The sequence below is a fragment of the Streptomyces sp. NPDC001450 genome (genome assembly GCF_053597295.1).
Genome location: NZ_JBSFHY010000012.1, coordinates 90,549 through 116,941 on the forward strand (window position 1 = coordinate 90,549; position 26,393 = coordinate 116,941).

Consider the following 26,393-nt stretch of genomic DNA (forward strand, 5'->3'; position numbering starts at 1 on the left):
GGGCTTCGGGATGGCGTGCGCCGGAGCGTCAGACGTTCACGCCGTGCTGGCGGAGGTAGGCGATCGGGTCGACGTCCGAGCCGTACTCGGGGGTCGTACGGGCCTCGAAGTGCAGATGCGGTCCGGTGACGTTGCCGGTCGCGCCGGACAGGCCGATCTGCTGGCCCGGGAGGACCTTCTGGCCCACGACGACGCCGATGGACGACAGATGGCCGTACTGGGTGTACATGCCGTCGGCCATCCGGATCACGATCTGGTTGCCGTACGCGCCGCCCCAGCCGGTGGAGACGACCGTGCCGGAGCCGACCGCGTGGACGGACGTCCCGCTGGCCGCGTGGAAGTCGATGCCGGTGTGGGAACCGGAGGACCACAGGGAGCTGCTGGCCTTGTAGCCGGTGGAGACGTACGAGTGCGCGATCGGGGCGACGAAGGCGTTCAGGCGCTTGCGCTCGGCCTCGCGGGCGGCGCGGGCCTGGGCCTCGCGCTCCTTCTTCGCCTCCTCGGCGGCCACCTTGGCCGCGGCCTCCTCGGCCGCCTTCTGCCGGGCGGCCACCTGCTGGGCCTCGGCCTGCGCGTCGATCTGCTCGGCGACCGTGTCGCTGACGGTGATGACCGGGGTGAGGCCGGTCTCCTCGACGGGGTTCTCCGCGGCGAGCGCCGGGGTGGCCGCGAGGGTGCCGATGACACCGGTGGTGGTGAGGGCCGCGAGACCGGCCGCCTGAGCGGTGGTGCGCTTGACCCGGCCGGGCTTGCGGTGCTTCCCGGTGGCGCAGATGAACGCCATGAAGTGGTTGGTCCTTTCCTTCCCTCTCGCCTACCGGGTTAGCTGACGGGTTCGGAGCAGGAAGGTCTCCTACGGGCCCCCTCGCTCACGCGCGGGCGTCCGATTCACCCCAGGGGACTACGGTGGGTCCCCGGCTCCCCTGGCTCGCGCCGTACGGGGACTCGGCGATGGCTGTCCGGTGCCGCGGGCGCGGCGCACTGCCTGACGGACAGCCCGGAAGACGCTATGCGGCCCGACTTTCGATCCCCAAACGGATCCGGGCTTTTGTAGCGCATCCCACAGGCCAGACAGGCAACCTCTGCCCCAATTCGGACATCTGGGGAAGGGCTCCGCACAGCAAGGGGCCCTGACGACCCGTCGGGTCGTCAGGGCCCCCACGCGCGCGAGGCGCCGTAAGGCCGCTACTCGGCTGCCACGACGGTGACTTCGCCGATGCCGAGCGCCTCGACCGGCGCCTTGATCTCGGCCGCGTCACCGACGAGGACGGTCACGAGGCGGTCCACCGGGAAGGCGTTGATGACCGCCGCGGTGGCCTCCACGGTGCCGGTGCCGGCGAGCTGCTGATACAGCGTCGCCTGGAAGTCGTCGGGCAGGTGCTGCTCGACCTGGTCCGCCAGCGTGCTCGCGACGGCCGCCGCGGTCTCGTACTTCAGCGGCGCCACACCGACCAGGTTCTGCACGGCGACGTCCCGCTCGGCGTCGGTCAGGCCCTCCGCCGCGAGCGTGCGCAGCACCCTCCACAGGTCCTGCAGCGCGGGACCTGTGTTCGGGGTGTCCACGGAGCCGCTGATGGCGAGCATCGCGGCGCCCGTAGCCCCTCCGGGGGAAGAGGGGGCCGCGGAGCGCAGGACCTGCCCGAAGGAGCGCACGCCGTAGGTGTAGCCCTTCTCCTCGCGCAGGACGCGGTCCAGGCGGGAGGTGAGGGTGCCACCGAGGCAGTAGGTGCCGAGCACCTGGGCGGGCCACACGCGGTCGTGCCGGTCGGGTCCGATCCGGCCGATGAGCAGCTGGGTCTGGACGGCGCCCGGCCGGTCGACGATGACCACCCGGCCGGTGTCGTCGGCGGTCACCGGCGGCACGGGCCGCGGCGCGCCCGCGGTGCCGGTCCAGGCGCCCAGGGTGTCGGCGAGCAGGTCGTCCAGGTCGGTGCCGGTGAGGTCGCCGACCACGACCACGGTGGCCGTGGCGGGCCGCACATGACGGTCGTAGAAGGCGCGTACGGCCGCCGCGTCGATCTTCTCGACCGTCTCCTCGGTGCCCTGGCGCGGCCGCGACATGCGCGAGGTCGCCGGGAACAGCTCCTTCGAGAGTTCCTTGGCGGCGCGGCGGGCGGGGTTGGCCAGCTCGTGCGGGATCTCGTCCAGACGGTTGCGGACCAGCCGCTCGACCTCGCTCTCGTCGAAGGCCGGCGCGCGCAGGGCGTCGGCGAGCAGGCCGAGGCCCTTGGCCAGGCGGGAGGCCGGGACCTCCAGGCTGAGGCGGACGCCGGGGTGGTCGGCGTGCGAGTCGAGCGTGGCGCCGGCCCGCTCCAGCTCGGCGGCGAACTCCTCGGCGGAGTGCTTGTCGGTGCCCTCCGAGAAGGCCCGCGCCATGATCGTGGCGACGCCCTCCAGAGCGGGCGTCTCGGCGTCCAGGGGCGCGTCCAGCAGCACCTCGACGGCGACGACCTGCTGGCCGGGGCGGTGGCAGCGCAGCACGGTCAGGCCGTTGTCCAGCGTGCCGCGCTCGGGGGCCGGGAACGCCCAGGGCCTGGCCTCGCCCGGCTGCGGCTGGGGGTGGAAGTCCATCGTGGCGAGCTCGGTCACTTGGCCGTCTCCTCGTTGTCGCTCTGGTCGGCGCCCGCCTCTACGGTGGCTTCCTGCTCCGGGTCTTCGGGGACGTCGGCGTCCTGGACGGTCTCCGGGTGCTTGGGCTCGTAGACGAGGACCGCGCGGTTGTCGGGGCGCAGGCAGGCCTTGGCGACCTCCTGGACCTCCTCGGGGGTCACCTGGAGAACGCGCTGGACGGCGGTGAGGGCGAGCTGCGGGTCGCCGAACAGGACGGCGAACCGGCACAGTTCGTCGGCGCGCCCGGCGACCGTGCCGAGCCGGTCCAGCCACTCGCGCTCCAACTGGGCCTGGGCGCGCTCCATCTCCTCGGCCGTGGGGCCCTCCTCGGCGAACCGGGCCAGCTCCTCGTCGATCGCGGACTCGATCACCGGCACCTCGACGTCACCGGAGGTCTTCACGTCCAGCCAGCCGAGCGAGGGCGCACCGGCCAGGCGCAGCAGGCCGAAGCCGGCCGCGACGGCCGTACGGTCGCGGCGCACGAGCCGGTTGTACAGGCGGGAGGACTCGCCGCCGCCGAGGACGGTCAGGGCGAGGTCGGCCGCGTCCGCCCGGCGGGTCCCGTCCTGCGGGAGCCGGTAGGCGGCCATCAGGGCGCGCGCCGGGACCTCCTCCTCGACGACCTCGCGCAGCTGCTCGCCGATGATCTCGGGCAGGGAGCCGTCGCGGGGCTCGGGCTTGCCGTCGTGGGAGGGGATGGACCCGAAGTACTTCTCGATCCAGGCGAGGGTCTGCACGGGGTCGATGTCGCCGACCACGGAGAGCACCGCGTTGTTGGGCGCGTAGTAGGTGCGGAAGAACTGGCGCGCGTCCTCCAGGGTGGCCGCGTCCAGGTCCGCCATCGAGCCGATCGGCGTGTGGTGGTAGGGGTGGCCCTCCGGGTAGGCGAGGGCGGTCAGCTTCTCGAAGGCGGTGCCGTAGGGCACGTTGTCGTAGCGCTGGCGGCGTTCGTTCTTGACGACGTCCCGCTGGTTCTCCATGGACTCGTCGTCCAGGGCGGCGAGCAGGGAGCCCATACGATCGGCCTCCAGCCAGAGGGCGAGCTCCAGCTGGTGGGTGGGCATGGTCTCGAAGTAGTTGGTGCGCTCGAAGCTGGTGGTGCCGTTCAGGGAGCCGCCGGCGCCCTGCACCAGCTCGAAGTGGCCGTTGCCCTTGACCTGTGCTGAGCCCTGGAACATCAGGTGCTCGAAAAGGTGAGCCAGGCCGGTACGTCCCTTGACTTCGTGGCGGGAGCCGACGTCGTACCAGAGGCACACCGCCGCCACCGGGGTCAGGTGGTCCTCGGAGAGCACCACGCGCAGACCGTTGGCCAGGCGGTGCTCGGTCGCTGTCAGGCCCCCGGAGCCTGCCTCGGCCGTGGTCGTGTGACCCATGGGCATGTACGTCCCTTCGCGAGCGGAGGCGGTCGTCGAAACCGCGGATTTCCTGCCGGTCCTGCCACTGTATGCAAAGCGTGCGAGGCCTCGGCGAAGTTCCCGCCGGACGTACGCCCACAGCGGATCGCGTAGCCTGCGTCAGGCGTGCCGTGGGACGGCCTTCCGGCACCGGGCAGGACCGCGCGGACCGGGTCGTGGCCCGGGTTGTCAGTGCCTCGGTCCACAATGGTCCGCGTCAGATCCGTCAAACGCTTCAGCAAGGAGCCAGGCAGGATGGCCCGCCGCAGCACGAAGACCCCGCCGCCCGAGGACTCGTACGAGGAGAAGATCCTCGACATCGACGTCGTGGACGAGATGCGTGGCTCCTACCTCGAGTACGCGTACTCGGTCATCTACTCGCGCGCTCTGCCGGACGCCCGTGACGGCCTCAAGCCGGTGCACCGCCGCATCGTCTACCAGATGAACGAGATGGGCCTGCGCCGCGACCGCGGCTACGTGAAGTGCGCCCGGGTCGTCGGCGAGGTCATGGGCAAGCTGCACCCGCACGGCGACGCGTCGATCTACGACGCCCTGGTGCGCATGGCCCAGCCGTTCTCGATGCGCCTCCCGCTGGTCGACGGCCACGGCAACTTCGGCTCGCTGGGCAACGACGACCCGCCGGCCGCCATGCGGTACACCGAGTGCCGGATGGCCGAGGCGACGAGCCTGATGACGGAGTCGATCGACGAGGACACGGTCGACTTCACGCCCAACTACGACGGCCAGGAGCAGGAGCCGGTGGCGCTGCCCGCCGCCTTCCCGAACCTGCTGGTCAACGGCTCCTCGGGCATCGCGGTCGGCATGGCGACGAACATGCCGCCGCACAACCTGCGCGAGGTCGTCGCGGCCGCCCGCCATCTGATCAGGTACCCGAACGCGGACCTGGACGCACTGATGCGGCACGTCCCGGGCCCCGACCTGCCCACCGGCGGCCGGATCGTCGGCCTGGACGGGATCCGGGACGCGTATGCGACGGGCCGCGGCACCTTCAAGATGCGCGCGACGGTCTCGATCGAGACCGTGACCGCCCGCCGCAAGGGCCTGGTCGTCACCGAACTGCCGTTCACGGTCGGTCCGGAGAAGGTGATCGCCAAGATCAAGGACCTGGTCAACGCGAAGAAGGTCCAGGGCATCGCCGACGTCAAGGACCTCACCGACCGCGAGCACGGCCTGCGCCTGGTCATCGAGATCAAGAACGGCTTCGTGCCGGAGGCGATCCTGGAGCAGCTGTACAAGCTCACCCCGATGGAGGAGTCCTTCGGCATCAACAACGTGGCCCTGGTGGACGGTCAGCCGCTCACCCTCGGCCTCAAGGAGTTGCTGGAGGTCTACCTCGACCACCGCTTCGACGTCGTGCGGCGCCGCAGCGAGTTCCGCCGCGGCAAGCGCCGTGACCGTCTGCACCTGGTCGAGGGTCTGCTGACCGCGCTGGTCGACATCGACGAGGTCATCCGGCTGATCCGGTCCAGCGAGAACTCCGCGCAGGCCAAGCAGCGCCTGATGGAGCGGTTCTCGCTGAGCGAGGTCCAGACGCAGTACATCCTCGACACGCCGCTGCGCCGGCTCACCAAGTACGACCGCATCGAGCTGGAGGCGGAGAAGGAGAAGCTCACCGCGGAGATCGCGGAGTTGACCCGGATCCTGGATTCGGACGCGGAGCTGCGCAAGCTGGTCTCGGCCGAACTGGCCGCCGTGGCCAAGCAGTTCGGCACCGACCGGCGCACGATCCTGCTGGAGTCTGCGGGCGCTCCGGTGGCCGCGGTGCCGCTCCAGGTCGCCGACGACCCGTGCCGGGTGCTGCTGTCCTCCACGGGCCTGCTGGCCCGTACGGCGGACAACGAGCCGTTCACGGAGGACGCCGGCGCCAGACGCGCCAAGCACGACGTGATCGTCTCGGCGGTCCCGGCGACCGCGCGCGGTGAGATCGGCGCGGTGACCTCGGCGGGCCGCCTGCTGCGGATCAACGTGGTCGACCTGCCGCAGCTGCCCAGGACGGCGACCCCGCCGAACCTCGCCGGAGGGGCGCCGCTGACGGAGTTCGTCTCCCTGGAGGACGACGAGACGGTGGTCTGCCTGATCACGCTGGACGAGTCGTCCCCGGGTCTGGCGCTCGGCACCGAGCAGGGCGTCGTCAAGCGTGTGGTGCCCGACTACCCGTCCAACAAGGACGAGTTGGAGGTCATCACGCTGAAGGAGGGCGACCGGATCGTCGGCGCGGTGGAGCTGCGCACCGGCGAGGAGGACCTGGTGTTCATCACGGACGACGCGCAGCTGCTGCGCTTCCAGGCGTCCATCGTCCGTCCGCAGGGCCGCCCGGCCGGCGGTATGGCGGGCATCAAGCTCACCGAGGGCGCCAAGGTCATCTCGTTCACGGCGGTCGACCCGGCCGCCGACGCGGTGGTCTTCACGGTGGCGGGCTCGCGCGGCACGCTGGACGACTCCGTGCAGACGACGGCCAAGCTGACCCCGTTCGACCAGTACCCGCGCAAGGGCCGGGCCACCGGCGGCGTGCGCTGCCAGCGGTTCCTGAAGGGCGAGGACTGCCTGTCGCTGGCCTGGGCGGGCCCCGTCCCGGCCCGGGCGGCGCAGAAGAACGGCACCCCGGCGGAGCTGCCGGAGCTGGACCCGCGCCGGGACGGCTCGGGCACGTCGCTGGCGAAGACGGTGTCGGTGGTCGCGGGACCGGTGTTCTAGACCTCGTACGCCACTGCGTCGGGCTCCTCCTCGGAGCCCTGCACGTACCGCAGGACGCCCCACATGCCGTGCTCGTCGGCGTGTGGGGTGTCGTTCTTGCACCCCTCCAGTTCCTTGCCGAGGGCGTCCGCCTCGATGCCGGAGCCGATCAGTACGAGCTGGGTGAGACGGGCGTCGGCCGGCGACAACGGGTGGGGGTAGAAGCGCAGGAACGGGCCGACGGCATGGACGGCGTACCGGTTGACGGTGTCGTACGGCCCGAAGTCCACGTACCCCTTGATCCGGTACAGCCCCTGCGGACGGCCGTCCAGGAACTGCATCAGCCGGCGGGGATCCATCGGCACGTCGGACGTGAAGGACAGGCTGTCGTAGCGTGTGTGCAGGTGGCCGTGGTGGTCGTCTTCGCCGTGCTCGTGCAGGTCGTCGAAGGACAGTTGCCCGATGCGTTCCTCGCTCGGCCTGCAGTCGAAGAAGAACTCCGGGTCGACGCGGCCGTAGGTGGCGGGGACGACGACGGCCCGGTCCGTCAGCGAGCGGACCAGGCCGAGGACGCGGTCGGCGTCCGGCGCCCGGTCGAGCTTGTTGACCACGACGAGGTCGGCGAGGGCGAGGTGCCGGTCGATCTCGGGATGCTGGGCGCGGGTGCCGTCGAACTCGGCGGCGTCGACGACCTCGACGAGGCCGCCGTAGACGATGCCGGGATGCTCGCTGGCGAGCACCATCCGCACGAGTTCCTGCGGCTCGGCGAGTCCGCTGGCCTCGATGACGATGACGTCGATGCCGGCGGCGGGCGCGGCGAGCCGCTCCAGGTAGACGTCGAGTTCGCTCGCGTCGACGGCGCAGCACAGGCAGCCGTTGCCGAGCGAGACGGTCGAGTCGCCGAGGGCGCCGGCGACCGCCATGGCGTCGATCTCGATGGCGCCGAAGTCGTTGACGATCGCCCCGATGCGGCTGCCTCCGCTGCGGTGCAGCAGGTGGTTGAGGAGCGTGGTCTTCCCCGATCCGAGGAATCCGGCGAGCACGACGACGGGGATCTGCTGCGGGGTGCGGCTGTTGCCCAACGGGCGCCCTCTCTCACGTGGACCGACTGCCGGACCAGGATAAGAGCGGGGCGCCCCGGGGCGGGGTGCCGCCGGGGCCCGGGTGCGCACCAGGGCGGGCGCCGACGGCTTGCGGGGGTCCCTCAGGGCTGTGCCGGCACCGCCACCGGCGGCTCCGGGCCCACGTACCTCGCGACCGGCCGGATGATCTTCGAGTCCTCGGCCTGTTCCAGGATGTTGGCGCTCCAGCCCACCACCCGGGCCGCCGCGAAGGTGGGGGTGAACATCTCCCGGGGCAGGCCGCACAGTTCCATGACCACGCCCGCGTAGAACTCGACGTTCGTGTGCAGTTCGCGGCCGGGCTTCAGCTCGGCGAGGATCGCCTCGGCCTGCCGCTCGACCTCGACGGCGAAGGCGACGCGTGAACCTCCGAAGTCCTGGGCGATCTCGCGCAGCATCCGCGAACGGGGGTCCTCCGTGCGGTAGATGGCGTGCCCGAAGCCCATGATGCGGTCGCCGGCGAGCACCCGCTCCCGGATCCAGGAGTCGATGCGGTCGGGCGTTCCGATCGCGTCCAGGGTGTCGAGGGCGCGGCTGGGCGCTCCGCCGTGCAGCGGCCCGGACAGTGCGCCCACGGCCCCGACCAGGCAGGCCGCCACGTCGGCACCCGTGGACGCGATGACCCGTGCGGTGAAGGTTGATGCGTTGAATCCGTGGTCAATGGTTGAGATCAGGTACTGCTCGACCGCGCGGGCCCGCCGCGGGTCCGGCTCCTCGCCCGTGAGCATGTACAGGTAGTTGGCCGCGTACGACAGGTCCTCGCGCGGCTCCACCGCGTCGAGGCCCTGCCCCAGCCGGTGGAGCGCGGTCAGCAGGGTCGGCACGGCCGCGCAGACGGCGACGGTGTCCGCGCGGCGCCGGTCGGCGTCGATGTCGTACACCGGCCGGAACCCCTGTGCCGCGCCCAGCAGCGACAGCGCCGTGCGCAGCCCGGCCAGCGGACCGGAGATGCGGCTCGCCGCCGCTATGGCGGGCAGGGCCGCGCGGACCTCCTCGGGCAGCCGGCGCAGTCCCGCGGTCTCGGCGGTGAAGGCGGCACGGCGCTCCGCGTCCGGGAGAGCGCCGTGGACGAGGAGGTGCCAGACGTCTTCGAAGCCGCGGGTCCGCGCGAGTTCGACGGCCGAGTACTGGCGGTAGTGGTAGAAGCCCTCGAGTCCTCGTACGTCTCCGATCCCGGTGTCGGTGACGACGACTCCCGCGAGGCCGCGCGGTACGTCGACACGGGGTGCGGTCCTGTTGATGGACATGATGTTCCTCCCTGGACTTGATCCGACTGTCCACGCTTGACGACTTTCCTGTCAATGTTGATTGAATCAATGTATTGGCATCAATGTGTGCAGAGGCGGCTACGGTGACCTCCATGCGCGATCACGAACCCGCTCCTGACCGTCCCGGGCGAAGGCTGACCACCAGGGAGACCGCCGAACTGCTCGGCGTGAAGCCGGAGACGGTGTACGCCTACGTAAGCCGCGGCCTGCTCAGCAGCAGGCGCGAACCCGGCGGCCGCGCCAGCACCTTCGAGGCGCGCGAAGTCGAGACCCTCGCCCGGCGCAACCGGCGGGAAGCGGCGGGGAGTCCGGGCTCCGGTGGGGATCTGTCCGTCCGGACCCGGATCACCCTCATCGACAAGGACCGGTACTACTTCCGTGGCGTCGACGCCACGGAACTGGCCGCCCGCCACTCCTACGAGGAGGTCGCGGAGTGGCTGTGGACGGGCCGGATGACCCGGGGCGTGACCTTCACCGCCCCCGGGGAGACCGTCGAGGTCGCCCGCCACGCCGTGCGCGCCCTGCCCGAACACACCTCCCCCACCGACCGGCTGCGGGTGGCGGCGATCGCCGCGGCGGCCGAGGACCCGCTGCGCTTCGACCTGTCCGAGGAAGCCGTGCTCAGCACGGCGCGCATCCTCATCCCCACGCTCGTCGCCGCGCTGCCGCCGGTCCTGCACGCACCCGAGGACGACGGCCCGCTGGCCCACCGGCTGTGGGGCCGGCTGACCGGCAGCCCCGCCGACGAGGCGGCACTGCGCGTCCTGGACACCGCCCTCGCCCTGCTCGTCGACCACGACCTGGCCGCCTCCACGCTCGCCGTCCGGGTCGCCGCCTCGGCCCGCGCACACGCCTACGCGGCCGTCTCGGCCGGGCTCGGCGTCCTGGAGGGCCCCCTGCACGGCGCCGCAAGCGGCCTGGCCCACCGGATGCTGCTCGACGTGCTCGACCAGGGCACCGCCGTCCCGGTGATCGCGGACGAGCTGCGCGCGGGACGCCGTATCCCCGGACTCGGCCACCGGCTCTACCCCGGCGAGGACCCGCGCGCGCGGGTCCTGTTCGGCCTCCTGGAGCAGCTCCCGCGAGCAGAACCCGCCCTGCTCGCGGCCCGCGACATCGTCGCCACGACCGCCCGTCACACCCCGCTGCACGCCAACGTCGACCTGGCCCTCGCCGTGTTCACCGCCTCCTGCGGCATGCCCGCCACGGCCGGCGAGACCATCTTCGCCGTGGCCCGCACGGCGGGCTGGATCGCCCACGCCCTGGAGGAGTACGGCGAGCGCCCGCTACGCATGCGCCCCAGCGGTCACTACGTCGGACCACGCCCTCCGCAGCCCCTCCCGGAGTAGCGCACAGACACGGCCGGAAGTCACCCCAGGGAAAGTCAGGTTAGGCTCACCTCTGTGAGTAGGTGTGCGACCGTCTCCCGGAGCCTCGACGAGCCCGTTTCCGGCACGGCTACCACGGCGACGACGTGGCTGCTGCTGGAACAGCCCGGCCCGTGGGGCGTCAAGGCGCTCACTTCGAGCCATCTCGACCCCGCGTTGGGCCGTGCCCTGGAGGCCGCCGCCAAGGGAACCGGCGTCCGCGTCGCGCTCATTCGGCGCCCCGGCCGCCACGCCGACCCCGGCACGCCCGCGCTCCGGCAGGTGTACGTGGCCCACACCATCCCCGGGAACGTCTGGCTGCACAGCGCCACCACCCGCGATCCGTACCGGCTGCTCGGCCTCGACTTCGCCGCTCTGGGCGCGGGCGACCACCGTTCCTTCGGCGCGGCACTGGGCGGCCGGCCGCACACGGGCGACCCGCTCGCGCTCGTGTGCACCAACGGCAAGCGCGACCGCTGCTGCGCCCTCCTGGGCCGTCCCCTCGCCGCCGAGCTGGCCTCGTCCGGCGTGCGGGGCGTCTGGGAGGTCACCCATCTGGGTGGTCATCGCTTCGCGCCCACGGTGCTCGTCCTGCCGTACGGCTACGCGTACGGCCGCGCGGAGGCGCACACCATCAAGGAGGCCCTGCACGGGGTCCAGGATGGCCGCGTGGTGGTCGAGGGGTGCCGGGGGTGCTCGGCCTGGGACCGGCCCGGCCAGGCGGCCGAACTGACCGTGCGCTCGACGGTGGGCGAGTACGCGGCCGGCGCGCTGAGCGTCCTGCGGACCGAGGGCAGGGCACCACGCTGGGAGGTCCTGATCGCCCACACCGACGGCCGCCACTGGCTCGTCACCGTGGCCCAGGGCGCGTCCCTGCCGCCGCGCCAGGAGAGCTGCGGCGCGGAGGTGCTCGGGACGCCGGCGCGGATGAACGTGGTGGCCGTGCGCGAGTTGCGGACGACGGCGCTGGCGAGCTGATCCGGGCCGCTTCCGTGCCCGCTTCTTCATGAACTCCCGCACCCGCTCCTTCAAGAAACGGTCAAGAGATCCACGCCACACCCGCTACGGCGACCGCATCCCCCCACGTACCGTCGTGGGTATGAGCCCCACTCCCCCTGCACGCCGCCTGCGCCTCGGTCTGCCGCGGCGGGTCTTCTCGCAGGTGCTGCTGATGCAGGTGGCGATCGCCGCGGGAGTAGCCGTGCTCGCGACCGGGCTCTTCCTGGCTCCGCTGAGCAAACAGCTGGACCAGGAGGCGATGCGCCGCGCGCTGGCCATCGCCCAGACCACGGCACAGGATCCGCAGATCGCCGAAGGCGTCGAGCACACCCCGCCGACCAGGAACGGCCCGGTGCAGAAGGAGGCCGAGCGGATCCGGCACGCCACCCACGCCGAGTACATCGTGGTGTTGGACCGCCACTGGGTGCGCTGGTCGCACCCCACCCCCGGGCAGATCGGCCACCGCGTCTCCACCGACCCCAGCGACGCCCTGGCCGGCAAGGAGGTCATGGAGATCGACAAGGGCACCCTGGGCCGCTCGGCCCGCGGCAAGGTGCCCCTGTACGACGCCGACCACCGGATCATCGGCGCGGTCTCGGTCGGCATCGCCTACGACAGCGTGCGCGCCCGGCTGATCAGCGCGATCCCGGGGCTGTTCGCCTACGCCGGCGGCGCTCTCGCGGTGGGCGCGCTGGCCGCCTGGCTGATCTCCCGGCGGGTGCAGCGACAGACCCGGGACCTGGCCTTCTCCGACATCTCGGCGCTGCTCGCCGAGCGCGAGGCGATGCTGCACGGCATCCGCGAGGGTGTGGTCGCCCTCGACCGCGGCGGCCGCATCCGCCTGCTCAACGACGAGGCACGGCGGCTGCTGGGCATCGGCGACGAGGCCGTCGGCAAGTCCCTGGACGAAGCGCTGGGCGAGGGGCGGACGGCGGACGTCCTGGCCGGGCGGGTGACCGGCACCGACCTGCTGACCGTGCGCGGCCAGCGCGTCCTGGTCGCCAACCGCATGCCCACGGACGACGGCGGCGCCGTGGCCACCCTGCGCGACCGCACCGAACTGGAGCAGCTGGGGCGCGAACTCGACTCCACGCGCGGCCTGATCGACGCCCTGCGCGCCCAGGACCACGAGCACGCCAACCGCATGCACACCCTGCTCGGCCTGCTGGAGCTGGAGATGTACGACGACGCCGTGGAGTTCGTCGGCGAGGTCGTCGGGGACCATCGGGTCACCGCCGAGCAGGTCACCGAGAAGATCCAGGACCCGCTGCTCGCCGCCCTGCTGGTCGGCAAGGCGACCGTGGCGGCCGAACGAGGCGTCGCCCTGTGGGTGTCGGAGCGCACCCGGCTCCCGGACCGGCTGATCGACCCCCGGGGGCTGGTCACGGTCGTGGGCAACCTCGTGGACAACGCGCTCGACGCGGTCGCGGGCACCCCGCACGCGCGCGTGGAGGCCGAGTTGCGCGCCGAGGGACGTACGGTCGTCCTCCGCGTGCGCGACACCGGGCCCGGGATCCCGGAGGAGCAACGGGAGTTGATCTTCACGGACGGGTGGTCCACCAAAAAGCCGCCCGCGCACGGCAAGCGCGGCCTCGGGCTCTCGCTGGTGCGCCGGCTCGCCGAACGGCAGGGCGGGAGCGCGACGGTGGGCGCGGCGGACGGCGGAGGCGCGGAGTTCGCCGTCGTCCTGCCCGAGGCACTGACCGAGCCGGAACTGGAGCCGGCCCTCACGGGGTCCGGGGAGCAGGCCCTCACGGGGTCCGGGGAGCAGGCCCCCGGGGATGTCCCCACCACTGCCGAGGAGGCGCGATGATCGAGGTCCTGGTCGTGGACGACGACGTGCGGGTCGCTCGGGTCAACGCCGCCTACGTCGAGAAGGTGCCCGGCTTCCATGTGGCCGGCGAGGCGCACAACGCGGCCGAGGCACTTCGTCAGTTGGAGACGCTCCCGCGGCTCGACCTGGTCCTCATGGACCACTACCTGCCCGACGACACCGGGCTCGCGGTCGTCCACGAGATGCGCCGGCGCGGCCACCAGACCGACGTGATCATGGTGACCGCCGCGCGGGACGTGTCGACGGTCCAGGCGGCCATGCGGCACGGTGCCCTGCAGTACCTGGTGAAACCCTTCGCCTTCGCCGGGCTGCGGGCCAAGCTGGAGGCGTACGCCCAGCTGCGCCGCACGCTGGACGGCGGCGGCGAGGCCGAACAGGCCGAGGTGGACCGCATCTTCGGCGCCCTGTCGGCGCCGTCGGAGCCGGAGCTGCCCAAGGGGCACTCCCCCACCACGGCCGAGCTGGTGCGCCAGTCCCTGATGAGCGCCGAGGGGCCGCTGTCGGCCCAGGAGATCGCCGAGCGGACCGGGGTGAGCCGCCAGACCGCCCAGCGCTACCTCAAGCTCCTGGAACGCACCGGACGAGCCCGGCTGACCCTCAAGTACGGCGACGCGGGCCGCCCGGAACACCGTTACGTGTGGGCGACCCGCGCCTGAGCGGGCTTCAGCGAGCCGTCACCTGCCGGCCTTCTCGACGAACTCGGTCGTGAACGTCCTGCCCAGGTCCACCTTGGCGTTCTGGATGGCGGGGTTGAACGACTTGAGGACCTTCTCGACGGTCTCGGGACCGTTCGCGGGCATCACGCCGTCCTTGGTGAACATCGGCAGCGTGCTCTTGATCGCCTCGGCGTAGAGCGCCTTGTCGCCCTGGGAGTAGTCGGCGGGCATCTTGGCCGCGATCTCGTCCGCGCTGTGGGTGGACATCCACTTGAGCGTCTTGACGAATGCATTGGCCAACTTCTGGACGGTGTCCTTGTGACTGTTGACCCAGTCCGTCTGCATGTACAGGCTCGACGACGGGTACGGCCCGCCCAGCGCCGCCTGCGAGCCCTCGGGGGTGCGCATGTCGAGGAGGACCTTGCCGGCCTTCTTGTCCAGGATGGTGGCGACGGTCGGGTCGGTGGTCATGCCGCCGTCGATCGCGCCCTGCTGGAGTGCCGAGATGAAGGTCGGTCCGGCGCCGACGGCGACCGGGGTGAACTCGCTGACCTTCACGCCGTTCTTGACGGCGAGGTACTTCGTGAGGAAGTCGGTCGAGGAGCCGAGCCCGGTGACGCCGAGCTTCTTCCCCTTGAAGTCCTTGGGCGAAGTGATGTCGCCGGCAGCCTTGTCGGAGACGACCTCCACCTCGCCGGGTGCGTGCGAGAACTGCACCACGGACTCCACCGACTTGCCCTTCACCTGGAGGTCGAGGGTGTGGTCGTAGAAGCCGACCGCTCCCTGCACCTGGCCGGAGACGAGCGCGGTCTCGGCCTGGACGCCGGCGGGCTCGCTCAGCAGCTCCACGTCGAGGCCCTCGGCGTCGAAGTAGCCGAGCCGCTGGGTGAGCATCGCGGGCAGGTAGATGACCTTGTCCAGGCCACCGACCATGATCTTGACCTTCGTGCCCTTGCCGTCGCCCTTGCTGCCGGAGCCGGCCGAGGCGGTGCTCGCCGCGTCATTGGCACAGGCGGTGAGGGAGGAGAGGGCGAGCAGACCGGCGGCGGCCAGGGTGGTGTATCGGGCGGACTTGCGCATGGCGGTTCACGTCCTTGTGAGAGGGCGGTGCGGGGATCGGGGGTGGCTCGGAGAAGCGTTCGAGAGGGGGTGGCTCGGGGGTGTTCAGCTGTCGGCGCCCGCCGGCTTCCACCGGAAGATGCGGCGCTCGGCGAAGGTGAGCAGCCCTTCGGCGACGAGCGCGACGGCGGCGAGGATGACCATCGCGGCGTAGACACCGGCCGCGTTGAAGGTGCCCTGCGACTGCGCGACGAGCAGGCCGATGCCCTTGGTCGCGCCGATGTACTCGCCGACGATGGCGCCGATGAGGGCGAAGCCGAAGCTGACGTGGAGGCTGGTGAAGATCCATGAGGTGGCCGACGGGATGACGACCTGGAGCGTCACCCTGCGGTCGCTCGCGCCAAGGATCCGGGCGTTGGAGACCAGGTTGCGGTCGACTTCACGGGCGCCCTGGAAGGCGTTGAAGAACACCGGGAAGAACACCAGCACGACGGCCGACGCGACCTTGGAGGCGGGGCCGAGTCCGAACCAGATCACGAAGATCGGGGCAAGGACGATCCTGGGTATCGAGTTGAGCACCTTGATGTATGGACCAAGGACGTCTGCGAGGAAGGTGATCCGCCCGAGGGCGATACCGAACACGACACCGGCGACCACACCGAGCACCCAGCCGAGCAGCGCCTCGTGCACCGTGGCCCAGATCTGCTCGCCGAGGGAGCCCTGGGCGGTCCCGTGCATCACCCAGGTCCAGATCTGGTCCCAGATCTTCGAGGGCATCGAGAAGTTGAACGGATCGATGGTCTTGGCCCGGGAGAGCATCTCCCACAGGCCGAGGACGGCCACCAGGAGCAGTACACGGGCGCCCATGACGACGGCCCTGCGTCTGCGGGCGGCACGCGCGCGTGACTGCGTGCGGTCCGTCTTGTTGCCGGGTTCGGTCATCGTCAGCGCGACCTGGGCCTCGGGCATGACGTCAGGCGACATGGGCGGCACCCCTCTCGCGGGTGATGCGGACCTCTTCGCCGAGGGACTCCCAGATCTCGCGGTAGATCTCGATGAACCGCGGCTCCAGGCGTACCGACTCGACCTTGCGCGGCCGCGGCAGGTCGATGTCGAAGACCTGCTTCACGGTCGCGGGCCCGGCGGTCATCACGACGACCTTGTCGGCCAGCGCGATGGACTCCTCCAGGTCGTGGGTGACGAAGACGACGGAGGCGCCGGTGCCCTCCCACAGCTCCAGCAGCTCGTCCGACATCAGCGCACGGGTCTGCACGTCGAGCGCCGAGAACGGCTCGTCCATGAGCAGGATCTCGGGGTCGTTGACGAAGGTGGCGGCGAGGGCGACGCGCTTGCGCTGGCCGCCGGAGAGCTGGTGCGGGTAGCGGTCCTCGAAGGCCGCGAGTCCGACGCGGGCCAGCCACTCGCGTGCCTTCTGCTTGGCCTCCGCCTTGGGCACGCCCCGGAAGCGGGGGCCGGCCATGACGTTCGACAGGACCGTCCGCCAGGGGAAGGTGGCGTCCTGCTGGAAGACGAAGCCGACCTTGTCGCCGACGCCGTCGACCGGCTGCCCGGCCACCAGCACCTCGCCCTCGGTGGGCTCCTCCAGGCCGCTGACCAGGGTCAGCGTGGTGGACTTCCCGCAGCCGGTGGGCCCGACGACGGCCACGAACTCGCCGCGCCGCACGGTGAGGTCCAGGTCGCGCACGGCCGTGTGCAGACCTCCCGACGGGGTCCTGAAGGTTTTGCTCGCGCCCCGTAGCTCGATGGCGGGGCTGGTGTCTGTGCTCATGGACCGGGACGGTAGGTGTGGCCCCGGCCACAGCTGCAGTCTTGTGAGCACAAGCCGTTCTTTTGCTCGCAAGAGCCTGTTGTGCTCATTTTGCTCGCGCTACAACTGCGGAGCACGAAACACGGGCTTAACGCTCGCCGGCCTTGAAGGAGAGGCCTGATGATTGACGTCCTGGTGGTGGACGACGACTTCCGCGTCGCTGAGATAAACGCCAAGTACGTGGGGAAGGTTCCCGGCTTCCGGGTGACCGCCCGCGCGCACAGCGCCGCCCAGGCCCTGGCCGCCGTCCAACGCGGCGCCGTCGACCTCGTCCTGCTCGACCACTACCTGCCGGACCAGACCGGCCTCGAACTCGTCCACCGCATGCGGGAGCAGGGCCTAGGCACCGACGTCATCATGATCACGGCGGCCAGCGATGTGACGACCGTGCAGCAGGCGATGCGCCTGGGCGCCCTGCACTACCTGGTCAAACCCTTCACCTTCGCCGCCCTGCGCACCCGGCTGGACTCCTACGCGGCCCTGCGCCGAACCGTCGACCGGGTGGGCGGCCGGGGTCTGACCGGCCAGGAACAGGTCGACCGGATCTTCGGCGCCCTGCGTACGTCCCCCGCACCTTCCGCGCCGGGCCTGCCCAGCGGCCACTCGGAGCCCACGACGGACCTCATCTGCGGCGTCCTGCACCGCGCGGACCAGCCGCTGTCGGCCCACGAGGTCGCCACCCGAACCGGCCTGAGCCGCTCCACGGCCCAGCGCTACCTCCGCCACCTGGAACAGGCGGGACGCCTCCGCCTCTCCCTGAAGTACGGCGACACCGGCCGCCCGGAACACCGCTACGCGTGGGTCGCGCCGTAGGGCGGCCGGGTGGCCGTCTGCCGGGACCCAGGCGTGCGGACGCTGCGGCTAGGCGGCTCCGGCCCCGGTCAGCGACCGCACCTCGGTCTCCGCGTACTTGGCCTCGTCCGCGGCCTCGTCCGAGGTGACCGTGCCGAGCCAGCCGGCGAGGAAGCCGAGCGGGATGGAGACGATGCCCGGGTTCTGCAGGGGGAAGTACTGGAAGTCGACGGCCGGGAAGAGCGAGTCCGGACTGCCGGACACCACCGGGGACAGGAGCACCAGACCGAGCGCGGGAATCAGCCCGCCGTACACGGCCCACACCGCGCCGCGTGTGGTGAAGCCACGCCAGAACAGCGAGTAGAGCAGCGCCGGCAGGTTCGCCGACGCGGCCACGGCGAAGGCCAGGCCGACCAGGAAGGCGACGTTGAGGTCGCGGGCCAGCAGGCCCAGGGCGATCGCCACGGCGCCGATGCCGACCGCCGCGATGCGCGCCACCGCCACCTCACTGCGCGCCCTGACGTGCCGCCGCCGCAGCGACGCGTACAGATCGTGCGCCACGGACGCCGAGGAGGCGAGCGTGATCCCGGCTACCACCGCGAGGATCGTCGCGAAGGCGACGGCCGCGACGACCGCGAACAGAACCGTTCCACCAGTGGAACCGGCGCCGCCGCCCAGATCGAGCGCGAGCAGCGGTACCGCCGTGTTCCCGGCCGCGTTCGAGCGGCTCACGACGTCGGGTCCCACCACGGCGGCGGCCCCGAAGCCGAGGACGATCGTCATCAGGTAGAAGCCACCGATCAGCCCGATGGACCACACCGTCGAGCGGCGGGCCGCCCGCGCGGTCGGCACCGTGTAGAAGCGGGACAGGATGTGCGGCAGTCCTGCCGTGCCCAGCACCAGCGCGAGCCCCAGGCTGATGAAGTCGAGACGGGCGGTCCAGCTCCCGCCGTACTTCAGGCCCGGCGCCAGAAACGCGCTCCCGTGGCCGCTGCGCTCCGCGGCCGTGACCAGCAGCCGGTCGAAGTCGCCGTGGAACCGCACCAGCACCAGCACGGTCAGCGCGACCGTCCCGCTGAGCAGCAGGACCGCCTTCACGATCTGGATCCAGGTGGTGGCCCGCATACCTCCCAGGGACACATAGATCACCATCAGAGCGCCCACCCCGATGACCGTCCAGGCCTGGGCCGCCCCGCTCGTCCGCCCCAGCAGCAGCGCCACCAGGCTGCCCGCGCCCACCATTTGCGCCACCAAATACAGAACGGACACCGTGACCGAGGAAGTTCCCGCCGCGATCCGCACCGGCCGCTCGTTCATCCGCGCGGCCACCACGTCGGCCAGGGTGAACCGCCCGCAGTTGCGCACCAGTTCCGCCACCAGGAACAGCACGACCAGCCAGGCCACGAGGAAGCCCACCACATACAGCAGCCCGTCGTAGCCGAACAGCGCGATGAGCCCGGTCACCCCCAGGAAGGAGGCGGCCGACATGTAGTCACCCGCGATGGCAAAACCATTCTCCATCGGGGAGAAGAGCCGCCCGCCGGCGTAGAACTCCTCCGCCGAACCCTGCCGCCTGCGACTCACCCATGTCGTGATCCCCAGGGTGACGGCCACGAAGCCGCTGAACAACAGCAGCGCCAGCATCTGGTGATCGCCGGTCACAAGGCGCCTCCCTGGGCTCCGCGCGTCAGTTCCTGGGTGTCCCAGCGCAGCTCCAGCGCCGCCCGGTCCCGGCGCAGCCGTGCATGCCGGGCGTAGGCCCAGGTGAACAGGAACGTGGTGAGGAACTGCCCGAATCCCGCCAGCATCCCCACGTTCACCGCTCCCACCACGGGACGGGCCATGAGTCCGGGAGCGGTCGTCGCGGTGACCACGTACCCCACGTACCACGCGAGGAAGGCGGCGACCCCCGGCACCACGAACCTTCGGTACCTGCGGCGCACCTCCTGGAAGGCCTCGCTGCGCTGCACCTCGACGTACGCGTCACGAGCGCGAACCTCCGCTGCGTGCTGCTCCCCGCGCGCGGACGGTACGGCCCGTGCCGGCACACCGGTGCCGTCCAGTTCGCCCCAGCCGGTGGCCAGCGTGTCGTACCAAGGGTCCTCGTACCTCACGTCGCGGGACACCGCGCCGGGGTCTTCCTGGCTCTCGGCCGGGTCCCCGGAACCGTCCCCGTCCCCGGCCCCGCAGACACGATCGTTGCTTGACTGCATGCCCAAGGATGGACAGATCGGGAAGATCCCTGACTCTTCTTCCCCCGGCTCTTCACCCCATCAGGTGATTCACTCCGCGCGGGGCCGCACCAGCCCCTTCCCGTACGCGTACCGCACCGCCTGCGCCCGGTCCTTGAGGCCCGTCTTGGCGAACAGGTTGTTGATGTGCGTCTTCACGGTCGCGGTGGAGACATGCAGCTTGCGGGCGATCTCCTGGTTGCTCAGCCCCTCGGCGATCAGCACCAGGACCTCGGTCTCACGGGCGGTCAGCCCGTCGGGCGCCTCGGCCGGCGCCGGCTTGGGCTCGGGCTCGGGCTCGGGCTCGGGCTCCGACAGCCTTTCCAGCAGCCGGCGCTGGACACTCGGCGACAGTCCCGCGTCCCCCGACAGGACGCTCTCCACGGCGCGCACGATCTCGTCGCCACCCGCGTCCTTGGTGAGATAGCCCCGGGCTCCCGCGTGCAGCGCGGGGAACAGTGACTCGTCGTCCGCGTACGTGGTGAGCACCACGACCTGGGTCCCCGGGTACTGGGCCCGGATCCGCCGCGTGGCCTCCACGCCGTCACAGCGGGGCATCCGCAGGTCCATCAGGACCACGTCCGGGGCGAGTTCCCCAACCAACCGCACGGCCTCCTCGCCGTCCCCCGCGGAACCCACGACCTCCACACCGGGCAGCAGCCCGAGCAGCATCACGATGCCTTCCCGGACCACGGTCTGGTCGTCGGCGACGACCACCCGCGCCGGTTTCCTCTCCCCCTCCGTCTCGGTCATACCGGAACCTTCAACGTCACCAAGAACCCCTCCTCGTCCGGTCCCGCGTCGAGCGAGCCGCCCAGCAGTTCGGCGCGCTCGCGCATCCCCAGCAGACCGTACCCGCCGCCGGACCCGGTCAGTTCACCCGGCGGACCGCCCGAGTCCCGTACGTCCAGCGTCACTTCGTGCGGGCCGTAGTCGAGCCGCACGTGCACCTTGGCGCCATGGGCGTGCTTACGGACGTTCGTCACTGCCTCCTGCGCCACCCGGCGCACAGCCTGGGACGCCTCGGCCGGCAGGGGTCTGCGCTCACCCGTGACGGTGACCTCGGCACCGTCGGCCCCGCTGACGAGTTCGGTCAGGAAGTCCTCCAGCGGTGTCAGTTCGCCACGCAGCGCGGACAGTGCCTGCCGGGTCTCGGCGAGGCCGTCGCGGGCCATGCCCCGGGCGGCCACCACCCGCTCCAGGATCTGCTCGCGGTCGGCGCCGCGCTCGATCAGCAGCCGGGCCGCCTCGAGGTGAACGAGCTGTGCCGAGAGGCTGTGGGCCAGCACGTCGTGGATCTCCCGGGCGATCCTCGCCCGCTCGCCCAGCGCCGCCGACTCCGCCTCTGCGGCCCTGGCGGCCCGCTCCTGGGCGAGCAGCCGCTGCGCGCTGCCCCGGGCCTCCGCGTCCAGTCGCAGGACATATCCGGCGAGGGCCATGCCCGCCACCGTGGCGGCCGTGGTCAGCCACACGTCGTTGTTGGACGCGGAGTACGAGGCCAGGGCCACCGACGTCACCGGCAGGGCGGCCCCGAGAGGCAGTCGCTCCAGGGCGGCGACCCCGCAGCCGCACCAGATCACCAGGGCCGGTGCCTTGAACCCGGCGGCCTGGGCCGCGAGCGCAATACCCAGGAGCACCCCGATGAGCCCCAGGGACGGCACCAACCGATGTTCGTAGGTGGTGTGGAAGAAGGCCCAGGAGACGAAGCCGGCCAGTACGACTCCCGACGCGGCCGCGAGCGCTCCCCAGATGCCGACGTGCTTCTGACTGAAGGCGCTCCACAGGAGCAGGGCGATCACGAGCAGCCTGACGGCCCAGGCGATCATGCGCCGGGGCCGACTGGTCCCCTCCCGGCCGAGCGCCTCTCGCGACGGCCAGCGCGTCCAAGCGCTGTCCTTCACACCCGCTCCTTCCACGCCGACCGCATCTCGTCACCGTACGCCGGGGCCGGGCGGCTCGTGGAGCCGAGGGACTGGGCCCGCCAGGCCAGGACCCCGGCGCGGACGAGCAGGGTGCCGGCGAGGCCGAGCATCAGCGCCGAGCTGTCCTGATGCACGCCGAACGCGCTGCCGAGGACGAAGACGCCGACCCGGAGGGCTATGCCGACGAGCCACACCATGACGCTGGCCTTGGTGCTCTTGCTCCACACGACGCCGTCCGACGCCGTCCAGATCCGGGTGGTCCAGGCCCAGCCGGCGCCCGTGGCCAGGCCGATGAGCACCTCCACGGCGAGCAGCACCGCGGATTCGGCGCGGTGGTGGGCGTCGAGTATGCCGGGCTCGCGCAGCGCCACGACCGCGAGGATCACGGGCAGCAGCCACCAGCGCCGGTCGGTGTCGATCGCGCGGGCACGGAACTGCCGCACGAGCACCACGGCGACGACGGCCACGATCATCAACACGTTGACGAGCCCGGACATCACAGCCTCCGTAAGCGAGAAGGTGGTGTCGGGAGCGAGTGCTGCCGACGCCTTCGAAGTTACGGAAATCCGCACGTCAGGAGATCGGAGCAGGGGTGGATCGCGGGTGGAATCCGGCGACCGGCCCACCTCCACCTACGGGTGGAGAGACCAGTGGTGGGGCGCTGGTCGCGACGTCGGGGCGGCCGGCCGAGTGCGATGTGCCGGTGCACGGAGCGGCCCCGCGCACCGGCCGACCGGCCCGCTCCTGGTGAGCGGCCCGGTCGGCCGAAGCCCGGCGCAGCGGCTACGCGTCGATCCGGGACCGGTCCAGTGTCGCCGCCGAGCTGGAGATGAACTCCTTGCGCGGTGCCACGTCGTTGCCCATGAGCAGGTCGAAGACCTGTTCGGCGGCCTCCAGGTCGGAGAGGTTGATCCGGCGCAGGGTGCGGTGGCGCGGGTCCATCGTGGTCTCGGCCAGCTGGTCGGCGTCCATCTCGCCCAGACCCTTGTAGCGCTGGATGGAGTCCTTGTACCGGATGCCCTTGCTCTGGAACTCCATGAGCTTGTCGCGCAGCTCACGGTCCGAGTACGTGTAGACGTACTTGTCCTGGCCCTTCTTCGGCTGGATCAGCTCGAGGCGGTGCAGCGGCGGCACCGCGGCGAAGACCCGGCCCGCCTCGACCATCGGCCGCATGTAGCGCTGGAACAGCGTCAGCAGCAGGCACCGGATGTGGGAGCCGTCCACGTCGGCGTCGGTCATCATGATGATCTTGCCGTAGCGGGCCGCGTCGATGTCGAACGTACGGCCCGACCCGGCTCCTATGACCTGGATGATCGCGCCGCACTCGGCGTTCTTGAGCATGTCCGTCACCGACGACCGCTGCACGTTGAGGATCTTGCCGCGGATCGGCAGCAGCGCCTGGAACTCGGAGTTCCGGGCGAGCTTCGCCGTGCCGAGCGCGGAGTCGCCCTCGACGATGAACAGCTCGCTGCGGTCGACGTCGTCGCTGCGGCAGTCGGCGAGCTTGGCCGGCAGGGACGAGGACTCCAGAGCGGTCTTCCGCCGCTGGGCGTCCTTGTGCTGGCGGGCCGCGACGCGCGTACGGGCGGCGGCGACCGCCTTCTCCAGGACGACCCGGGCCTGGGCGGCGGCGTCACGCTTGGTGGCGGTCAGGAACGCCTTCAGCTCCTTGGTCACCACGTTGTTCACGATGCGGCGGGCCGCCGAGGTGCCGAGGACCTCCTTGGTCTGCCCCTCGAACTGCGGCTCGGCCAGGCGCACGGTGACGACGGCGGTGAGGCCCTCCAGGGCGTCGTCCTTGACGATGTTGTCCTCGGCCACCCGAAGCATCTTCTTGGCGCGCAGCACGTCGTTCAGCGTCTGGGTGATGGCCTGCTCGAAGCCGGTCACGTGGGTGCCGCCCTTGGGGGTGGCGATGATGTTGACGAAGGACCTCAGGGTGGTGTCGTAGCCCGTGCCCCAGCGCAGCGCCACATCCACGCCCAGCTCACGTGTGACCTCGGTGGGGGTCATCTGGCCGTGCTCGTCCAGGACCGGGACGGTCTCCTTGAAGGTGCCCTGCCCCGAGAAGCGGAGGACGTCGCACACCGGCTTGTCGTTGGCCAGGTACTCGCAGAACTCGCTGATGCCGCCGTCGAAGCGGAAGGACTCCTCGCCCTTGCTGCCGCCCTCTCCGAGGCCGAACTCGTCACGAACGACGATCGTGAGGCCGGGCACCAGGAAGGCCGTCTGCCGGGCGCGCTGGTGCAGCGTCTCCAGGGAGAGCTTGGCGTCCTTCAGGAAGATCTGCCGGTCGGCCCAGTACCGCACACGCGTGCCGGTACGGGTCCTGGGGATCTTCTTGGCCTTGGCCAGCCCGCTCTTGGCCTCGAACTTCGCGTCCGGGCCGTCTCCTCGGAAGCCCCCCGGCACGCCACGTCGGAAGCTGATGGCGTGGGTGTGGCCGCTGCGGTCCACCTCGACGTCGAGACGGGCGGAGAGCGCGTTGACCACGGAGGCGCCGACGCCGTGCAGGCCACCGGAGGCGGCGTAGGAGCCGCCACCGAACTTGCCGCCGGCGTGGAGCTTGGTCATCACGACTTCGACGCCGGACAGACCGGTCTTGGGCTCCACGTCCACGGGGATGCCGCGGCCGTTGTCCCGCACCTCCACGGAGCCGTCGTCGTGGAGGATCACCTCGATGTGGTCGCAGTAGCCGCCGAGGGCCTCGTCCACGGAGTTGTCGATGATCTCCCACAGGCAGTGCATCAGACCGCGGCTGTCGGTCGAGCCGATGTACATGCCCGGGCGCTTGCGCACGGCCTCGAGGCCCTCGAGGACGAGCAGGTGCCGCGCGGTGTAGTTGGAACCGTCCCGGTCTGCTCCTGCCAGCAGCGCTGTGGACGGCACGGACGTATCGGCGGTCACGCGGTTCGCTCCTCGCTGAATTTCTGGTGACCCCCTTTTGGGTAAGGGGGCGGCTTCGGTCGCCGCTCAGAGGGTACCGAGGCCTGGTAGAGCCGTTGTAACGCCACCCTCGTCGGGAAGTCAGCCTAGTCCAGGCTCGCATGCATGTTCGATCCCTCGATGGAGTGAAGTACATATCACGTTCCCTTGGAGGCATGAACCATTTAGGCTCCGGGCACGTCCTCATGAACAACCGGCAACCCGGCCGGGAGGACGTGAACCTAAGACAGCGCGAAACCGTAAGCACATAAGACACGCACTACGGCACATTCGCCGCCAACCGGCAGCAGACAGCAGCCCCGGAAAGATTTTTTCGAGGAAAAGCCACGAGCGGGAACGTTTTCGGGCTGGTTGGATGTTGACCCTGGTACGACAGCTCGTCGAGCTAGAGAAGAGGCGACGTGACTACTGTTCTGACCCCCGCGAGCCCGCTGACGGCCGCCGATCGCTGCGACCGCTGCGGCGCCCAGGCATACCTGCGCGTGGTCCTGCTCAGCGGCGGAGAACTGCTCTTCTGCGCCCACCACGGTCGCAAGTTCGAGCCGGAACTCAAGAAGATCGCCGCTGAGATACAGGACGAGACGGAGCGGCTGACGACCGTTCCTGGCATCGCTTCCGAAGAAGAGCGCTGACATCTCGCACCCCGACGAGCCAGCCCTGGCCCAGGCCAGCGAACGGGCGGCCGCTCCTCACCACCAGGAGCGGCCGCCCGTGCTCATGCCCCCACCCAGTCCGTCAGGTGCCCCCGTGGGGCTTCTGTGGACCAGCGAGGGCCGGCTGCAGCGTGCGCAGGACGTCGGACACACGCGTGTAGACGCCGGGGCTGCCGGGGCGCCCACAGCCGCTCCCCCAGGACACGAGCCCGATCAGTCGCCCTGAGGCCACCAGCGGGCCTCCGCTGTCGCCCTGGCAGGCGTCCGGACCGCCCGCGGCCTCTCCGGCGCAGAGCATGGAGTCGGCCCGGTAGGCGCCGTCCAGGCCGCCCGGATAGGCACGAGCACAGAGATCATCGGCCAGCACCCGCACGCGTGCGGCGTGGAGCCGATGCGCATAGGTGCCGCCGCCGGTCGTGTCACCCCATCCGGAGACCAGAGCCTGCGTCCCCGCCTTGTACGCCGGGTCGCCCGCCGACGCCATGGCCACGACCGCACTCTGCGGCAGCGGTGCGGCGAGCGTGAGCACGGCGAAGTCGCCGGAGTTGGTGACCGGGTCGTAGCGCGGATTCACCCGGGTGCCCTGTACGGCGATCTCCTCGCCCCCACCCGACAGCAGGTCCGTACGGCCCGCGATGACCTTGAGGTCGCGCGTCTGGTTCGGAGAAGCTCCCAGGACCTCCTCGTCCACGCAGTGGGCCGCGGTGAGCACGGTGGTCCGGGTGACCGCCACCCCGCCGCAGAACTGCCCCGCGCGCGTACCTCCGAACCGGTCACGGCTGGAGAGCGCCACGGTCCACGGTGCCTGCGAAATCTCTATCGGGAAACCCCCTACGACCACGCTGTCGGAGGCGGCCGGGGCCGCTCCCATCAGGGGTATGGCGGTCATGGTGGCCGCCAGGACCAGGGGCCGGATCAGGGCCCGGGCAATGGAACGGCGCATGCGTGCTCCTCACTCTGCGGTGGTGCTGGGACACCCAGAGTCAGTCACCGTACGACTGCGCGCAGCACGAAGGCCC

The 26,393-nt window shown here is 71.0% G+C and carries 22 protein-coding genes and 1 riboswitch; of the genes, 7 read left to right on the top strand and 15 right to left on the bottom strand.

Annotated elements, in window-relative coordinates; translation table 11 throughout:
- Positions 1-28: 28 nt before the first annotated feature.
- From ACWC5O_RS15715 to ACWC5O_RS15725, 3 genes are all read right to left on the bottom strand, one after another.
- A complete protein-coding gene (locus ACWC5O_RS15715; RefSeq protein ID WP_450586990.1) occupies positions 29-784 on the bottom strand; it encodes a M23 family metallopeptidase in 756 nt (251 codons plus the stop codon).
- Between the two features lie 12 nt (positions 785-796).
- Positions 797-961, bottom strand: a riboswitch (cyclic di-AMP (ydaO/yuaA leader).
- A gap of 224 nt (positions 962-1,185) precedes the next feature.
- The gene (locus tag ACWC5O_RS15720) at positions 1,186-2,589 is read right to left on the bottom strand and encodes a M16 family metallopeptidase (RefSeq protein WP_450586988.1); all 1,404 of its coding nucleotides are present in this window, start codon (positions 2,587-2,589) and stop codon (positions 1,186-1,188) included.
- Positions 2,586-3,989: a M16 family metallopeptidase gene (locus tag ACWC5O_RS15725; RefSeq protein WP_450586986.1), complete on the bottom strand. Its 1,404-nt coding sequence runs from the start codon at positions 3,987-3,989 to the stop codon at positions 2,586-2,588. The genes ACWC5O_RS15720 and ACWC5O_RS15725 overlap by 4 nt, the downstream gene beginning before the upstream one ends.
- A gap of 270 nt (positions 3,990-4,259) precedes the next feature.
- On the opposite strand from ACWC5O_RS15725, the gene ACWC5O_RS15730 reads away from it, so the two are divergent.
- Entirely contained in the window at positions 4,260-6,719 is a 2,460-nt protein-coding gene (locus tag ACWC5O_RS15730) for a DNA gyrase/topoisomerase IV subunit A (protein WP_450586985.1), read from the top strand.
- Here ACWC5O_RS15730 and ACWC5O_RS15735 read toward each other — a convergent pair.
- Positions 6,716-7,780 carry a CobW family GTP-binding protein gene (locus tag ACWC5O_RS15735; RefSeq protein WP_450586983.1) on the bottom strand — a complete coding sequence of 355 codons (1,065 nt, stop codon included), beginning with the start codon at positions 7,778-7,780 and terminating at the stop codon, positions 6,716-6,718. The genes ACWC5O_RS15730 and ACWC5O_RS15735 overlap by 4 nt on opposite strands.
- A 122-nt stretch (positions 7,781-7,902) precedes the next feature.
- Complete coding sequence (locus ACWC5O_RS15740) at positions 7,903-9,066, bottom strand: citrate synthase/methylcitrate synthase (RefSeq protein ID WP_450586981.1); 1,164 nt, start codon at positions 9,064-9,066, stop codon at positions 7,903-7,905.
- A 113-nt stretch (positions 9,067-9,179) separates the two neighbouring features.
- Between ACWC5O_RS15740 and ACWC5O_RS15745 the strand changes: the two genes are divergently transcribed.
- The 4 genes from ACWC5O_RS15745 (at position 9,180) to ACWC5O_RS15760 (ending at position 13,943) form a co-directional block, all read left to right on the top strand.
- A complete protein-coding gene (locus ACWC5O_RS15745) occupies positions 9,180-10,436 on the top strand; it encodes a citrate synthase (RefSeq protein ID WP_450586980.1) in 1,257 nt (418 codons plus the stop codon).
- Between the two features lie 54 nt (positions 10,437-10,490).
- Entirely contained in the window at positions 10,491-11,432 is a 942-nt protein-coding gene (locus ACWC5O_RS15750; RefSeq protein WP_450586978.1) for a sucrase ferredoxin, read from the top strand.
- Positions 11,433-11,553: 121 nt separating this feature from the next.
- The gene (locus ACWC5O_RS15755) at positions 11,554-13,266 is read left to right on the top strand and encodes an ATP-binding protein (protein ID WP_450586977.1); all 1,713 of its coding nucleotides are present in this window, start codon (positions 11,554-11,556) and stop codon (positions 13,264-13,266) included.
- Positions 13,263-13,943, top strand: coding sequence for a response regulator (locus ACWC5O_RS15760; protein ID WP_450586975.1), 681 nt, complete (start codon positions 13,263-13,265; stop codon positions 13,941-13,943). The genes ACWC5O_RS15755 and ACWC5O_RS15760 overlap by 4 nt, the downstream gene beginning before the upstream one ends.
- Positions 13,944-13,961: 18 nt before the next feature.
- On the opposite strand, the gene ACWC5O_RS15765 is transcribed toward ACWC5O_RS15760, so the two are convergent.
- From ACWC5O_RS15765 to ACWC5O_RS15775, 3 genes are all read right to left on the bottom strand, one after another.
- On the bottom strand, positions 13,962-15,023 hold the full coding sequence (locus ACWC5O_RS15765) for an ABC transporter substrate-binding protein (protein ID WP_450586973.1): 1,062 nt from the start codon (positions 15,021-15,023) through the stop codon (positions 13,962-13,964).
- 84 nt (positions 15,024-15,107) lie between these two features.
- Entirely contained in the window at positions 15,108-15,986 is an 879-nt protein-coding gene (locus ACWC5O_RS15770) for an ABC transporter permease (RefSeq protein ID WP_450586971.1), read from the bottom strand.
- Complete coding sequence (locus tag ACWC5O_RS15775) at positions 15,976-16,791, bottom strand: ABC transporter ATP-binding protein (protein WP_450586969.1); 816 nt, start codon at positions 16,789-16,791, stop codon at positions 15,976-15,978. Before ACWC5O_RS15775 ends, ACWC5O_RS15770 begins: the two co-directional genes overlap by 11 nt.
- Before the next feature lie 159 nt (positions 16,792-16,950).
- Here ACWC5O_RS15775 and ACWC5O_RS15780 point away from each other — a divergent pair, with 159 nt between their 5' ends.
- Positions 16,951-17,643 (top strand): response regulator, encoded by a 693-nt coding sequence (locus tag ACWC5O_RS15780; RefSeq protein ID WP_450586967.1) that lies wholly within the window; start codon positions 16,951-16,953, stop codon positions 17,641-17,643.
- 48 nt (positions 17,644-17,691) lie between these two features.
- Here the strand turns inward: ACWC5O_RS15780 and ACWC5O_RS15785 are convergent, their stop codons facing one another.
- The 6 genes from ACWC5O_RS15785 to ACWC5O_RS15810 form a co-directional block, all read right to left on the bottom strand.
- A complete protein-coding gene (locus ACWC5O_RS15785) occupies positions 17,692-19,284 on the bottom strand; it encodes a solute symporter family protein (RefSeq protein ID WP_450586965.1) in 1,593 nt (530 codons plus the stop codon).
- Positions 19,281-19,835, bottom strand: coding sequence for a DUF485 domain-containing protein (locus ACWC5O_RS15790; protein ID WP_450586964.1), 555 nt, complete (start codon positions 19,833-19,835; stop codon positions 19,281-19,283). The genes ACWC5O_RS15785 and ACWC5O_RS15790 overlap by 4 nt, the downstream gene beginning before the upstream one ends.
- A gap of 69 nt (positions 19,836-19,904) precedes the next feature.
- Positions 19,905-20,606: a response regulator transcription factor gene (locus ACWC5O_RS15795; RefSeq protein ID WP_450586962.1), complete on the bottom strand. Its 702-nt coding sequence runs from the start codon at positions 20,604-20,606 to the stop codon at positions 19,905-19,907.
- Complete coding sequence (locus ACWC5O_RS15800; protein ID WP_450586960.1) at positions 20,603-21,754, bottom strand: sensor histidine kinase; 1,152 nt, start codon at positions 21,752-21,754, stop codon at positions 20,603-20,605. Before ACWC5O_RS15800 ends, ACWC5O_RS15795 begins: the two co-directional genes overlap by 4 nt.
- The gene (locus ACWC5O_RS15805; RefSeq protein ID WP_450586958.1) at positions 21,751-22,272 is read right to left on the bottom strand and encodes a DUF1453 domain-containing protein; all 522 of its coding nucleotides are present in this window, start codon (positions 22,270-22,272) and stop codon (positions 21,751-21,753) included. Before ACWC5O_RS15805 ends, ACWC5O_RS15800 begins: the two co-directional genes overlap by 4 nt.
- A 286-nt stretch (positions 22,273-22,558) precedes the next feature.
- Complete coding sequence (locus tag ACWC5O_RS15810) at positions 22,559-24,682, bottom strand: DNA gyrase/topoisomerase IV subunit B (protein WP_450586956.1); 2,124 nt, start codon at positions 24,680-24,682, stop codon at positions 22,559-22,561.
- 440 nt (positions 24,683-25,122) lie between these two features.
- Between ACWC5O_RS15810 and ACWC5O_RS15815 the strand changes: the two genes are divergently transcribed.
- Positions 25,123-25,353, top strand: coding sequence for a DUF7455 domain-containing protein (locus ACWC5O_RS15815; RefSeq protein WP_067133002.1), 231 nt, complete (start codon positions 25,123-25,125; stop codon positions 25,351-25,353).
- A 103-nt stretch (positions 25,354-25,456) separates the two neighbouring features.
- On the opposite strand, the gene ACWC5O_RS15820 is transcribed toward ACWC5O_RS15815, so the two are convergent.
- Positions 25,457-26,317 carry a serine protease gene (locus ACWC5O_RS15820; RefSeq protein WP_450586954.1) on the bottom strand — a complete coding sequence of 287 codons (861 nt, stop codon included), beginning with the start codon at positions 26,315-26,317 and terminating at the stop codon, positions 25,457-25,459.
- Positions 26,318-26,393: the final 76 nt, after the last annotated feature.

Excerpts from the sequence above, each read along its gene's own strand:
- ACWC5O_RS15715 (WP_450586990.1), bottom strand. The coding sequence starts at position 784 with ATGGCGTTCATCTGCGCCACCGGGAAGCACCGCAAGCCCGGCCGGGTC.
- ACWC5O_RS15725 (WP_450586986.1), bottom strand. The coding sequence starts at position 3,989 with ATGCCCATGGGTCACACGACCACGGCCGAGGCAGGCTCCGGGGGCCTG.
- ACWC5O_RS15730 (WP_450586985.1), top strand. The coding sequence starts at position 4,260 with ATGGCCCGCCGCAGCACGAAGACCCCGCCGCCCGAGGACTCGTACGAG.
- ACWC5O_RS15740 (WP_450586981.1), bottom strand. The coding sequence starts at position 9,066 with ATGTCCATCAACAGGACCGCACCCCGTGTCGACGTACCGCGCGGCCTC.
- ACWC5O_RS15745 (WP_450586980.1), top strand. The coding sequence starts at position 9,180 with ATGCGCGATCACGAACCCGCTCCTGACCGTCCCGGGCGAAGGCTGACC.
- ACWC5O_RS15755 (WP_450586977.1), top strand. The coding sequence starts at position 11,554 with ATGAGCCCCACTCCCCCTGCACGCCGCCTGCGCCTCGGTCTGCCGCGG.
- ACWC5O_RS15760 (WP_450586975.1), top strand. The coding sequence starts at position 13,263 with ATGATCGAGGTCCTGGTCGTGGACGACGACGTGCGGGTCGCTCGGGTC.
- ACWC5O_RS15765 (WP_450586973.1), bottom strand. The coding sequence starts at position 15,023 with ATGCGCAAGTCCGCCCGATACACCACCCTGGCCGCCGCCGGTCTGCTC.
- ACWC5O_RS15770 (WP_450586971.1), bottom strand. The coding sequence starts at position 15,986 with ATGTCGCCTGACGTCATGCCCGAGGCCCAGGTCGCGCTGACGATGACC.
- ACWC5O_RS15775 (WP_450586969.1), bottom strand. The coding sequence starts at position 16,791 with ATGAGCACAGACACCAGCCCCGCCATCGAGCTACGGGGCGCGAGCAAA.
- ACWC5O_RS15780 (WP_450586967.1), top strand. The coding sequence starts at position 16,951 with ATGATTGACGTCCTGGTGGTGGACGACGACTTCCGCGTCGCTGAGATA.
- ACWC5O_RS15790 (WP_450586964.1), bottom strand. The coding sequence starts at position 19,835 with ATGCAGTCAAGCAACGATCGTGTCTGCGGGGCCGGGGACGGGGACGGT.
- ACWC5O_RS15795 (WP_450586962.1), bottom strand. The coding sequence starts at position 20,606 with ATGACCGAGACGGAGGGGGAGAGGAAACCGGCGCGGGTGGTCGTCGCC.
- ACWC5O_RS15805 (WP_450586958.1), bottom strand. The coding sequence starts at position 22,272 with ATGTCCGGGCTCGTCAACGTGTTGATGATCGTGGCCGTCGTCGCCGTG.
- ACWC5O_RS15820 (WP_450586954.1), bottom strand. The coding sequence starts at position 26,317 with ATGCGCCGTTCCATTGCCCGGGCCCTGATCCGGCCCCTGGTCCTGGCG.